Below are 12,526 nucleotides of genomic sequence, written 5' to 3' on the forward strand. Positions count from 1 at the left end.
TTGCTTCACACAAAAAGCTCTGAAGATCAATTGATCTTCAGAGCTTTTCAGATCATACAAGGATAAACGACTTTGTCGTAAACATTAATTTAGCCTCTTTTTTTACGAGTGACAACATCGAAAATAACAGCGATGGCTAACACAGCTCCACGAATCATATATTGGTAAGATATCCCAATACCTAGTAAGTTCATACCGCTGGAGAGTGAAGCCATAACAATCGCTCCAATAATGGAGCCCGTAACTTTACCAACCCCACCGGCAGCAGACACACCGCCTACATATGCGGCAGCAATGGCATCAAGTTCAAATAAAGTACCCGCCGTTGTTGTGGCAGATTGCAAACGTGAAGTAAAGAGAATTCCTGATAGAGCTGAAAGCATTCCCATGGAGCCAAAAACAATATAAGTAATCTTCTTCACACTAATTCCGCTTAAATTCGCAGCTTCTGGGTTGCTTCCAACTGCGTATATATGTCTCCCTAATACAGTTGAACTTGTCAGAAAGTGATAAATCACCACGACGAGCAGTACAATAATGACTGTCCAGGAAAATCCATTGTATCCAGCAAGGATCCATGTGATATAGGCAATAATAGCTGAAACGAAAACGACTTTCACTGCAAAAATGCTTTTAGAAATGACTTCAAAATTGTACTTCAGCTTTTTATTACGCTTAGAAAATTCGCTGTAAATATAAATCACAATAATCAATGCACCAATAATTAAGGAAAGCAAGTTCAGATCGTAAACTTTAGCTATCGCGGGAATGAATCCATTACCAATCGCATTAAATGATCATCCTTAATAATAATGGTTCCGGTTTTTTCAGTTACTCGCAGTAAAGCCCCTCTGAAAATTAACATGCCCGCTAAGGATGCCACAAATGAAGGAATTCCAAATTGAGCAACTAGCAAGCCATTGAATAAACCGACAATAATTCCTAGCACTAAGATGATTGGAATCGTGATATAGAACGGAACTCCTGCCTGAGTAAGAAGAACAGCCGTTATCGCACCTAAGAATCCGGCAGCAAATCCAACAGACAAATCGATATGTCGAATGACAATAACCAGCGTCATCCCAACAGCAAGAACTGCAATATACCCTGTGGCATCGATTAAGTTACTAATGTTTCTGGATGACATAAAAAGTCCATCCGTCATAATCGAAAATGTAGCCATGATAACAAATAAAGCAATATACATACCATAGTCTCGAATATTATGTTTGATCAACGATTTCGCTTCATTAAAAAATGGCACTGGTCTTCCTCCTAATGCGTAGCAAGCTTCATAATGGTTTCTTGATCCGCTTCATCTATGGACAGTTCACCTGTTATTTTCCCTTCAGCCATGACATATACGCGATCACTCATCCCTAATACTTCTGTCAACTCGGATGAAATCATAATAATGCTCATACCTTCACTAATTAGCTTGTTCATAATCGTATAAATTTCATATTTAGCCCCAACGTCAATACCGCGTGTAGGCTCATCCAAGATAAGCAAGCTTGGATTTACAAATAACCACTTTCCAAGGGATACTTTTTGCTGGTTGCCTCCGCTCAAATTGCCTACCAACTGCTCAACCGAAGGCGCTTTTATATTCAATGATTGTTTGTAATGATTCGACACTTTTACTTCTTCATTGTTATTAATGACCCCTCGCGTGGAAATTTCATGAAGATTAGCAGCTGAAATATTTTGCTTAATATCTTGAATCAAAAACAAGCCGTCACCTTTGCGATCCTCTGTTACGTAGGCTATCCCCGCATTGATCGCATCTTTAGGATGCTTAAACACTTTTTTATTGCCGTCCAAAAATAACTCGCCTTGCAGTTTATACGATTTGGGATTGCCGAAAATACTCTGCGCCAATTCCGTTCGTCCGGATCCCATCAAACCGGCAATGCCGACAATTTCACCTTTTTTGACATGAATATTTACATCTTTCACGACTTCTCTGCCCAGCCCAGGATCAAAAGCCGTCCAGTTGCGAATTTCAAGTGTTGGATCTCCGAAATGTTTATTTGTTCTTTTGGGATAAATATCCTCAATTTCGCGACCAACCATGCTTTTTATAATGACGCTCTCCGATATTTCACCTTTGGAAGCGTCCAGTGTGCAAATCGTCTGACCATCACGCAACACCGTAATTTTATCCGCGATGGCTATTACTTCTTTCAGCTTATGTGAAATCATAATGCTGGTAATGCCTTGTTTTTTCAATTCCCTCAAAAGTTCAAGCAAGTTATCACTTTCTGTTTCGTTAAGCGCAGCCGTCGGTTCATCCAAAATGAGCAGCTTGACATCCTTGCTTAATGCCTTCGCGATTTCGACAAGCTGTTGTTTACCTACACCTAAGTCCTTAATAAGAACTTCTGGGCTTACATGAAGCTTTACTTTATTAAGCATTTCTTTGGCTTGGCGAATGGTTTGATTCCAATCTACCAACATGCCTTTTTTCACTTCATTCCCTGCATAAATATTTTCATAAACAGTGAGGTCAGGAAATAACGCTAGTTCCTGATAAATAATAGCAATGCCTGCTTTCACGCTATCACTGATTTTCGAGAAAGTTTGAACTTCACCTTCAAATACAATATCTCCCGAATACGTTCCGTAAGGGTATACGCCACTAAGTACTTTCATTAAAGTTGATTTTCCAGCACCATTTTCACCAATCAAACAATGAATTTCGCCTGTATTTACTTTAAAACTGACATTAGATAAGGCTTTTACACCCGTGAATTCCTTGGAAATATGATTCATTTCTAACAAGTATTCATTCATCATCGCTCAACGCCCCTTAACAAAAACAACTCGTGGAATAGAGGAATAGTGATAGACACGTCTATCACTATCCATCCCTACTATGTTTGTTTGCGATTACAGACCTTTGAAATCGCTTGCTTGGTAATACCCAGAATCAATGAGTGCAGATTTGACATTGCTTTTTTCAACAACGATTACGTTCGTTTGTTTAGCTTTTACATCGATTTTTCCGTTTTTGTAAGAACCAGTCGTCTCAGGCGTTTTGCCATCCAGAATGGAAACGGCCATGCCCATTGCATCTTTAACTAATGTACGAACATCTTTGAACACTGTCATCGATTGCTTGCTGTCAATGATGTATTGAATCGAAGCTTTCTCAGCATCTTGACCGGTAACTACAAAGCTAGTGACAGCTTTATCTGTTGCAAATACATCGGCGATTGAACGAGCCGTTCCGTCATTTGGTGCCAAAATCGCAACATCGCCTTTTTTATCTGCGGAAGCTGCAGTCAGATGCGTTTGTGCTTTATTTTTCGCTTCATTAGCATCCCAGTTTGTTGTCACTTGACCAATGATTTTACTTTGTTGATCACGAGTCAATTCCGCAGTTGCTTGCAGTGTTACAGCTTCGCTGGAGTTCGCAATTTTGAAAGTGCCATCAGCGATTTTTGGTTGGAGAACGGACCAAGCACCTTGGAAGAACAAGAAAGCATTGTTATCGGACGCAGCACCCGCGTATAGGTACAATGGTTGGCCTTTGCCTTTTGCATGATCAACCAAATATTTCGCTTGTGCTTTACCAACGGCTACGCTGTCAAATGTGACATAATAATTAACTGCATCTGTATTCGTAATCAATCGGTCATAGGAGATAACTTGAATGCCTGCTTTTTTAGCTGCTTCTACGGAAGCTGCTGCTGCATCACCGTCTTGAGGGCAAATGATGAGTACTTTGATACCTTTAGCAATCAAAGCATCTACGTTTTCTTTTTCTTTTGCGGAGGATCCTTGGCTAAACAAAATTTCAGTCGTGTATTTCGTGCCTGTCAATGCATCTTTAAATCTTTGCTCATCTTGAACCCATCTAGGCTCGTCTTTGGTAGGTAATACAATCCCCACACTAACTTTGCTGCTTGAGCCGCAAGCTGTTACAAAAACAGCAAGCATCATGACGATGACTAATAACGAAATCGCTTTCACACTACTTTTCATTCGTTTACCCCTCTCATTTGTTTTGGCTTATAGCCAGTTACAAGATGAGTATATCATTCGAATTAGGGTATGAATGCGCTTTATAATAGCACTATTTATAACATTGCTAGACTTTTTTGTCATTTGGCATTAGAGGAGTTTACATTCTTATAAACATCTTCTTTCTTGTGAAAACCGTCAGCAATAATGGTATCATTCATATTCCATTTATCAACGGCTATCGGTTCAAGAAGGATCGAAGGCACATCTATTTTCTTATTGTTTACTTTTCTGTCGGCATGGACATTTTCTCCTCTTGCCATTTTCACTGCAAGCTCAGCTGCTGTTTCAGCAAGTTTTTTGATCGGTTTATAAACGGTCATCGTTTGTGTTCCTTCAACAATTCGCTGAGCAGCAGCAAGTTCTGCATCTTGTCCGGAAACGGGAATTTTACCAGCCATTTGTTGACCCTCTAAAGCTTGAATAACCCCTCCTGCCGTTGCATCATTAGCCGCGACTACGGCATCAATTTGATTTCTGTTAGCCCTCAGTGCAAGTTCCATGTTCGCCAAAGCATTTGCTGGCTTCCATTCTTTCGTAGACTGATCAAATACAATATCGATGTCTCCTTTTTCTACTAGCGGCTTTAAAATGTTCATTTGACCTTTTTTGAACATATGCGCATTATTATCTGTATCAGCACCTTCAATCAAAACGTAGTTCCCTTTCGGAGCCTTCGCTGTAATGGCCTTCGCCTGCAGTTCCCCAGCTTTCTCATTATCAAAAGATATATATAAGTCAACGTCTGCGTTGACGATCAAACGGTCGTAAGAAATCACTTTTATACCTGCTTTATGGGCCTTGTCGACGATAGCCGATGAAACTTCAGCATTATGAGGAACAACAACAAGTACATTTACGCCCTGCGAGATCAAGTTCTCAGCTTGTGCAATTTGTTTCGCATCATCTCCGTTCGCTGCTTGCACTTCAATCTGTGCTCCCAACCTCTCAACAGCTGCTTTGAATAGATCTCTATCTTTCTGCCATCGCTCTTCCAATAGAGTATCTATGGATAAACCGATTACCACATTATGATCATTCGAGCTTAATTTCGTAATCGATTTATTTTCAGCTCTGATTTCGAAGCTGTCGCTTGAAGTACGATTTACTTGGAACATCGAACAAGAGGATAACGAGAATGCTGCAACTGCCGTAAACCCAATGACCCAGCTTATTTTCAACCTCGTTATCAGTCCAAACCTCTCCTTTACATTGAAATTATTAAGTTGCGATACATATTTTGCTTCCCGAGTACTTCTTAAATCTGCTTTTTATTCGCAGGTCGGAGCAGCATCTTCCGATAATCGGTCGGAGAGTGGCCAACTAGCTTTTTAAATACTCTGCTAAAATAATTAGGATCGTTGTAACCTACTTCAAACGTAATTTCCTTTAAACTTTTATCCGTTTCTTGCATTAATTGTTTGGCCGTTTCAATTCGAAATTCTGTGAGAAAGTCAATATAATTCATACCAACGTGCTCTTTAAAAAGCTTACTGACATAGAATGGGTTCCGATTAACTGTAGCAGCAATTTTTTCTAGAGAAAGATCTTCATGCGCGTGTTTTCGAATATATTGTTTCATAGAAAGAAGCAGATTTGTCTCCACTTCTTCTATTTGTATGAAATTGTTAATCAAGATGCGGGTTTCTGCCTTTAATTGCATATAACTTGAAGTATAATATGAAAAATAAGGCTTGCTTACTTCTAATCCCATTTCCTCCAGCATTTTCGTCACAACAATCAGAATCTCAAAAATTCGCTGCTGAGCCATACCGACCTGTTGGCCAATCCCTTCGAACATGTCAATTATTTTTGCAAGTTGATCTCCCGCAAGTTCCCAATCGCCTCGTCTAACCGCTTCAAGAACGTTCTTTTCCATTTCGAGTGTCCGAGTTCCAACGGGTAGATTTTCGTTAGGGGGTATATCTTCAAACAAACAATAGCGTGAGGGCAATGACGTATCTAGTGATGCAAGAAGCGCTTCATGATAAGAACGCCGCATTTCCCTAACTTCTCTACATATTCCTCCTACCCCTACAAAAAGACTGCATTCGTTCTTCTTGCTCAAGGCTTGGAGCAATTTCCTTGTAAAACTAATCGCATGCGCGCGATAGGACTGCTCCCCATCCATGAAAACAATAATTTGGACTTGTTTACCTGACATTTTGCCGATCCAACAAGGTATAGAGAACTCATGAATGTGAGTTACTAACTTTGAATAAAGCTCATCCGAATCACACCATTTGCCATCTTCCTCCGAAACAGATGAAAAAAGCACATTCATAACAAATCCATCCCGCATGTTCGGAAGATCTAACAGCTTAATCATTTCGTTTAGATCAGCAAGTGGTACATAATCAAATAACAACTGCTCCACGATATCTGCTTCCACCAAGGGCATCATCTTTTGCAGCCGCTGCTTATCCATACTTCTGTGCTCCAGCTCTATTCGGTCATGCTTAATTTTATTGGCAACTTTGCCTATCGTTTCAAGCACAACTGAAATCCGGCTGGGCTTCAGCATATAATCATAGACGCCTAATCTTATCGCCTGTTGGGCAAACTCAAATGTATCAAAAGCAGTAACGATAATAAATTTGATGGACGCATTTGATTCCTTAATTTTTTCAATAGCTTGCAGTCCGTTAATTCCCGGCATCTTAATATCCATCGTTATAAGATCCGGCTGAAGCCGAACTGCAGCCTCTATCGCTTCCCTCCCGTTTGATGCCTGACCAACAACCTCTATATCCAGAGAACCCTCTTCGATTATTTTTTGTAAAGCGATGCGCTCAATCGGTTCATCATCCACAATTATCATACGAATCATTTCAATGCCCCCCTTGGCAGCTTCAATGTAATACAAGTCCCAATTCCTATTTGGGATTCAATATGTATAATTTCTTCCACGCCATAAAACAGCTGAAGTCGATGAATAACGTTCCAAATGCCTATTCCGGTAGAATGCCCTTTATACGAAGAATGTTCAGGTTGTGATAACAGCCTATTTATTTGTTCAGATTCCATGCCCGGGCCCGTATCCTGAACTTGCACAATGACGTAATCCATTTCATTCTTCACTCGAAAAGTTAAAGTACCTCCATCTTCTGCCGGTTCGATGGCATATATAAAAGCATTCTCTGCAAGTGGTTGCAGGATAAGAATCGGTAACTCAATATCAAGGGCCTGTTCATCAATGACTTTAACGATGTTCAATCGATCTCCAAATCGCGCTTTTTGAATCGTTAAATACTCTTCAAGAACCTCAAGTTCATCCTTTAACGATACCTTGCTATCCAGCTTTCGGAGATTATATCTGAGCATTCCGGCTACAGAGCTAATTAATTCGCTTGTTTTACCTGCGCCTGCTAAGTAGGCCTCCTTAGATAGCATATTCAAGGTATTAAAGAGAAAATGAGGGTTAATTTGACTTTGCAAACTTTTCAGTTCACTTTCTTTGAGCATCAACTTATGTTTGTGGAGATCGTATTCCAACTGTGCCTTACTTTGAATATCATCAATTAAGTTCCCAATTTTCATCCTCATGCTATCCAGCGTTTTAGCCAAAAATGTCATTTCATCGTTATTGTTAATTTCGATCGGATTTTTGAAATTCCCACGTGACAATTCACGAGCTGACTGTGTTAGCTTTAATAATGGCTGCGTTACACTGTTCACAAACCGGTAAGAAAACAGCAAGAGCACCAAAGAAACTAAAGCCAATATCCACAATCCCATCTTTTTGATATCATCACTGCGTTTAATGATGTTTCTATAAAATGCGTCGTAGGTGTTCTGCTCGCCGCTTATCAACGTTAATGTGGCATCCGAGATATATTTAGAAATATTGGTTGCCTCATCAAATTGCTTGGCAGCGTTCTCTTCGTCATTGTCTTTTTGAAATCGAACGGCTAAATCCATCGCTTCCGACTGGCTCTCCAACATATGCTGGAGATTGTCGAGCTGCATCGTATTACTCATGTTTCTCAACCAGTTCAAATCCGATTTCGTACGCAGCAAGCTGCTGTTCGTACTTGTATATTGATTTAAGCTTTCTAAAGTAGGAGCCATGCGGAATTTATTTAATGATGTCAACGTTTGCTGACTTAACTGGGAGGCTTGGTTCATCTGCATATAGCGCTGTAAGATTTCATTGTACTTTTCCACGGTACTTTGATTATAAAGACTCATGGAAAGCCAAATAATAGCCATAATGATCCAGATCAGAATCGACAGCATCATCATTTTACTGCGAATGGTTTTCAAGATCTTTCTCCTTTTCTCCGGCTGATGTAACAACACTAATCGTTGTGAAATAACTATTATTTAATGGGAGTTGTTTGGCATTCAACCACCGCTTCATAAGATTTACACTTAAACTACCCATCTCTTTATAATGCTGAGAAAGACCTGCTCGAATAAGCCCATTCCTGATCAACATGATCGTTTGTGGTGAATCATCGAATATAAATATTTGATATTCTTTGGTTCGGGAACGAGCATGCGAAGCTTGAAAAATGCTTTCTCCGGATTCTGTAGGTAAACCAATAAATGCACTCACATTTGGATAATGATTTAAGATATCGTACGTTTGCATGTTAGGCTGTGTTGTCTCCATATCGTCAGAAGCAAACACCATCTTAATCCCGTCATATTTGCTGAACGCTTCGCTCAAACCTTTAAGTCGCAAGTCATCCATTGTAGGGGTTGTCATATTTCTAATAACCCCGACTAGTCCCTTACCATTCAACTGAGCCGCAATGTGTTCTCCCATGATGATACCTTCCTGATAATGGTCGGAGCCAACATAGGATTTACGTAAGCTGCCTGGTGCATCGGAATTAATGGTGATGACGGGTATCCCTTTAGCGGTAGCTTTCTTCACCATTCGATCGAACTCGGGATGATCCAAGCCTTCAACGATAATTCCATTCACTTTGGAAGCGATTGCAATATCGATTTGCTTAATTAATTCTTCCACATTGGATCGGTATACGCCCCAAAAATCAATCATCATTTGATTCGTTTCAGCCGTATCGCGCGCCCCTCTTTGAATTTCGTTCATCATGAAACTGCCCTGTTCTTGAGAAATAATAACAATTCGCTCTGAATGCTCACTTGAAATTGGTTTAGAAGCTTTGGACATCCCCGATTCGCTTTGAAATATCATAAGCATATAGTAAAAGGAAAATGCAAGGGTTAATAAGCTGCTGATCATTATGGCAATTAGAATAAGTTTTTTCATGCGTTCTCCCGAAGTCTATCCGAAATATTCGGAATATATTTCCAAGTATTTTCAACTACCTTCTAGTATACAACGAAAAGGCAAATTTTAGGTGCCGCATTTTATATAACTTTTTGTTGAATTTTCTATATTCACAGCGAAAAAGCCAACTTCCTCAATGACTGAAGACTTTGGCTTACATATGTTAATTACTTCATTTCACTCGCTTATTCCTTTCACTGCCATGATTCCACAATCTGATGCGCAGCAGTTGAATTGTATCCTTTGCCGATCAAATATGAAATGGCTGCCGTTTCCCGAAGCGTATATTCTACAGGCATTCCTTGCCCATCCCGTAAACCTGTTTGAACCCACGGCTCCACATTTCGAAGTGTTTCCATCTTTATATTCGACGCTCCCTTAACACAATCGAGGGGAGGTCCCAAAATAATGGATTCCTGAAGAGGTGCAACAGCTTTGGCATAATCGTTCTCGTCTACACAATAAGCCCGATTCATCACTTCCTTGGGTGTAAAACGCAGGAAATCTGACCCATAAACAATATCCGGTGTCGGTTGATCAAAGATCGTTAGTAGATGAACATGATCGGTCTGGGCAACAATCCAGTGAAACCAGCCTTTCGGAAGCATACAAACTTGTCCAGGCTTTAGTTGATAGGTCATCAGCTTTTGTGTAAAGGGGTTAAACACGGATGTAATAACCTCGCCGCTAATAACAAAAACCATCTCCGTCACATTCGTATGCCAGTGCGGCTGGATGATAATCCCTTTGCTCATATGGACATTAAAAAGGCCGTTAGTACTACATTGGAATCGGCTGCTAGTTGTAAATCTGGAGATTGCAGAACTGTATCCATCATAAAGTTGTTTCCTCCTGTTTGGGCATCCGTCCAATTAGTCTATGCCCAGAAGGAATAGAATGACACAAATGATGAATCAGGGAACAACATTCGATAAAGAAAGAGCGATTTACCGACAAATATCAATTTCATCGTTACCCTCAGGACCATATGCCTACTTACTACATAAAATATACTTAGATGGCAAACTCTTCATACATGAAAGGTTGGAATGAACAAAATGATTTCGTACATGGACTTTACATCGCCTTCCGTACAATATAGTTATGATTTACGCAATAACCCTTTAATGAGAAAAGATGATCGGAATTATATTAATTCTCTTTCTGTCAAACAACTGAACACGTTGGGCAATGTCTCTCTCCTCGATATTTTTCTTAGCAAGTCCAATATTGTTGAGCCCCATACCCATCAAAATGCCTCAGAGCTGGTTTACTGTATTTCCGGAGCAGCGGTTGTTTCTCTAATTAATCCATTTACCAAAAAATTGGTCAATATCCCCATAAGTCCAGGCCAGGTGGGGAATATACCTCAAGGATGGTGGCACTACGAAATTGCCACTGTGGATAATACCCATTTATTAGCCATATTTGACGCTCCGATTCCTGAGTTCATAGCCGGCTCTGACATGTTGCGACTTACGCCGGCGGAAATATTGTCTCATTCGTATTGCCTCGACGAAGCTTTAATCAAGGAAGCGTTGGCGCCTATTACGAAAACGGTTGTCATCGGCCCACCCGCGAATTGCCATCAAAGACATCACGCACAAGATTATGAACAATCAAATATTCCTCATACGAATCTACGTGACCAGAACGGTTATGCCCAACAGCAATGGGTGATTGGAAATGGTGGTCATTTATAAGCCATATTTTTTAAAAACTGCACATCTTTCGAAATGTCAGCCTCAGGATTAGCCCCTACTTCCCGTTCAATCGTTAAGTATCCTGTGTATCCAATATCTGTTAAGGCCTGCAAATAGCCCTTCCAGTCAACGCTTCCTTCGCCTAAAGGAACTTCTTCGAAAGCTTTACCACCGCTGGCTAGTTCAGCAATTTTCCCGTGATCGAGAGATTCATAGCCTAGTGCGCCATAAATCTCTCGAGGATCCATTTCGTGATGGCGCACTCCATCTTTCGCATGCGTATGTACGATATAATCCTTCAAGGTATATACCCCACGGACCGGGTCGTCACCTGTGACCATAACCATATTCGCTGGGTCAAAATTGACAGATACGCCATTGGAGCCCAATCCATCCAGAAAACGCTTCAGGCATTCTGCCGTTTCCGGTCCCGTTTCGATGGCAAAATAGGCACCCATGCTTTTCGCGTATGTGCTCAGTTCCTCACACGCTATATGCATCGTTTCGTAAATCTCGCTCTTGGGATCCTTCGGCACAATTCCGATATGCCATTTTCATACCCTTTTACTCCTCTCATTTTTTAATTCGCTTATTGTCCCGCTTGCTCCCACATTCTTCTTGCATTGTCCAATCCGATCCGTGTACCCATTAAAACATCTTCCATTCCTTCGAACTCAATAGAAATGTAGCCATCATAACCAGAGAGTCGGATCAGCCGGATCACTTCAAACATGTCAATATCACCACACCCGACGATGGCGCCTCTCAGAAAGTTGCCATGGCTTGTTGAGAACCAACCTTCTCCAGGATTCAATCGAGACGAGCGATAATAGAAATCCTTCAAGTGCACCATGGAGGCATACGGCAGCAAGTTCTGAACAGAGCTAACCGAATCGGCGTCGACACACATCACGTTTCCTACATCCATGGTCACCTTAAAGTTCGAACGATCCACCTCATGCATAACCCTAAGCACTCTTTCCGGAGATTGGATATAATACCCATGGTTCTCCAGACTGGTTGTAATCCCGAATTGGGATGCGTAATCGGCTATCCGTCTACATGGTTCGATCAAGGTAGGAAGATCAGCTTCAAATTGTTTAACGGACGTTTCTCCAATAGGACGGAGGGCTACGTCATGCCGCATCGTCTTAACGCCCAATCGATGGGCTATATCCACATGGGTCAGCATCCTGTTGATTTCTTGCTCGGTTTCCTCCTTCGTCGGCTTAAGGAAGTTAGCCCCTACCGCGTAATTTGAAATATCCATACCAACCTCTTCCGTCTTCCGGCGGATAGTCTCAATCAAACCCGGATTTTCGACTAGATCAAAACCGATGGGGACGATCTCCACATGCTGAGCACCCTGATCCGCCATCCACTGAATAGCATCAAGTATGGTCATCTGTTTCGATTGTATGGCCCTGTATAAGCTATAAGAACTTACTCCTAATTTCATGTGATTGTCCTCCAATGCATAGATTTACGTATCTTGGTACTCACTGTTGAAAGCTTTTCCCGCTTCATG

The 12,526-nt window shown here is 41.0% G+C and carries 9 protein-coding genes and 2 pseudogenes; 1 reads left to right on the forward strand and 10 read right to left on the reverse strand.

Annotated features, from left to right (window positions below; translation table 11 throughout):
* Positions 1-89: 89 nt before the first annotated feature.
* The 8 genes and pseudogenes from FU659_RS05410 to FU659_RS05445 form a co-directional block, all read right to left on the reverse strand.
* Positions 90-1,264, reverse strand: a pseudogene (locus tag FU659_RS05410) (sugar ABC transporter permease).
* An 11-nt stretch (positions 1,265-1,275) separates the two neighbouring features.
* Positions 1,276-2,796 (reverse strand): sugar ABC transporter ATP-binding protein, encoded by a 1,521-nt coding sequence (locus tag FU659_RS05415; protein ID WP_147946641.1) that lies wholly within the window; start codon positions 2,794-2,796, stop codon positions 1,276-1,278.
* Positions 2,797-2,892: 96 nt separating this feature from the next.
* Positions 2,893-3,990 carry a sugar ABC transporter substrate-binding protein gene (locus FU659_RS05420; protein WP_147946614.1) on the reverse strand — a complete coding sequence of 366 codons (1,098 nt, stop codon included), beginning with the start codon at positions 3,988-3,990 and terminating at the stop codon, positions 2,893-2,895.
* Between the two features lie 119 nt (positions 3,991-4,109).
* On the reverse strand, positions 4,110-5,210 hold the full coding sequence (gene xylF / locus FU659_RS05425; RefSeq protein WP_261807631.1) for a D-xylose ABC transporter substrate-binding protein: 1,101 nt from the start codon (positions 5,208-5,210) through the stop codon (positions 4,110-4,112).
* Positions 5,211-5,287: 77 nt separating this feature from the next.
* Positions 5,288-6,859 carry a response regulator gene (locus FU659_RS05430; RefSeq protein ID WP_147946615.1) on the reverse strand — a complete coding sequence of 524 codons (1,572 nt, stop codon included), beginning with the start codon at positions 6,857-6,859 and terminating at the stop codon, positions 5,288-5,290.
* Positions 6,856-8,295, reverse strand: a complete 1,440-nt coding sequence (locus tag FU659_RS05435) for a sensor histidine kinase (protein ID WP_147946616.1) — start codon at positions 8,293-8,295, stop codon at positions 6,856-6,858. The genes FU659_RS05430 and FU659_RS05435 overlap by 4 nt, the downstream gene beginning before the upstream one ends.
* A complete protein-coding gene (locus FU659_RS05440; RefSeq protein WP_147946617.1) occupies positions 8,276-9,274 on the reverse strand; it encodes a substrate-binding domain-containing protein in 999 nt (332 codons plus the stop codon). The genes FU659_RS05435 and FU659_RS05440 overlap by 20 nt, the downstream gene beginning before the upstream one ends.
* A gap of 215 nt (positions 9,275-9,489) precedes the next feature.
* The gene (locus tag FU659_RS05445; protein ID WP_147946618.1) at positions 9,490-10,050 is read right to left on the reverse strand and encodes a cupin domain-containing protein; all 561 of its coding nucleotides are present in this window, start codon (positions 10,048-10,050) and stop codon (positions 9,490-9,492) included.
* A 294-nt stretch (positions 10,051-10,344) separates the two neighbouring features.
* Here FU659_RS05445 and FU659_RS05450 point away from each other — a divergent pair, with 294 nt between their 5' ends.
* Entirely contained in the window at positions 10,345-10,998 is a 654-nt protein-coding gene (locus FU659_RS05450) for a cupin domain-containing protein (RefSeq protein WP_261807632.1), read from the forward strand.
* On the opposite strand, the pseudogene FU659_RS05455 reads toward FU659_RS05450, so the two are convergent.
* Both FU659_RS05455 and FU659_RS05460 read right to left on the reverse strand, forming a co-directional pair.
* Positions 10,989-11,546 (reverse strand): annotated as a pseudogene (locus FU659_RS05455) (sugar phosphate isomerase/epimerase family protein); the annotation flags it as partial. The gene FU659_RS05450 and the pseudogene FU659_RS05455 sit on opposite strands and share 10 nt — an antisense overlap.
* Before the next feature lie 41 nt (positions 11,547-11,587).
* Positions 11,588-12,457 carry a sugar phosphate isomerase/epimerase family protein gene (locus FU659_RS05460; RefSeq protein WP_147946620.1) on the reverse strand — a complete coding sequence of 290 codons (870 nt, stop codon included), beginning with the start codon at positions 12,455-12,457 and terminating at the stop codon, positions 11,588-11,590.
* Positions 12,458-12,526: the final 69 nt, after the last annotated feature.

The sequence above is a fragment of the Paenibacillus sp. N3.4 genome (genome assembly GCF_008017805.1).
Taxonomy (GTDB): domain Bacteria; phylum Bacillota; class Bacilli; order Paenibacillales; family NBRC-103111; genus Paenibacillus_E.

What these genes read in the sequence shown, in the direction of transcription:
- FU659_RS05460 (WP_147946620.1), bottom strand. Translation starts at nt 12,457, where the DNA reads ATGAAATTAGGAGTAAGTTCTTATAGCTTATACAGGGCCATACAATCG.
- FU659_RS05445 (WP_147946618.1), bottom strand. Translation starts at nt 10,050, where the DNA reads ATGAGCAAAGGGATTATCATCCAGCCGCACTGGCATACGAATGTGACG.
- FU659_RS05420 (WP_147946614.1), bottom strand. Translation starts at nt 3,990, where the DNA reads ATGAAAAGTAGTGTGAAAGCGATTTCGTTATTAGTCATCGTCATGATG.
- FU659_RS05450 (WP_261807632.1), top strand. Translation starts at nt 10,345, where the DNA reads ATGAACAAAATGATTTCGTACATGGACTTTACATCGCCTTCCGTACAA.
- FU659_RS05440 (WP_147946617.1), bottom strand. Translation starts at nt 9,274, where the DNA reads ATGAAAAAACTTATTCTAATTGCCATAATGATCAGCAGCTTATTAACC.
- FU659_RS05415 (WP_147946641.1), bottom strand. Translation starts at nt 2,796, where the DNA reads ATGAATGAATACTTGTTAGAAATGAATCATATTTCCAAGGAATTCACG.
- FU659_RS05430 (WP_147946615.1), bottom strand. Translation starts at nt 6,859, where the DNA reads ATGATTCGTATGATAATTGTGGATGATGAACCGATTGAGCGCATCGCT.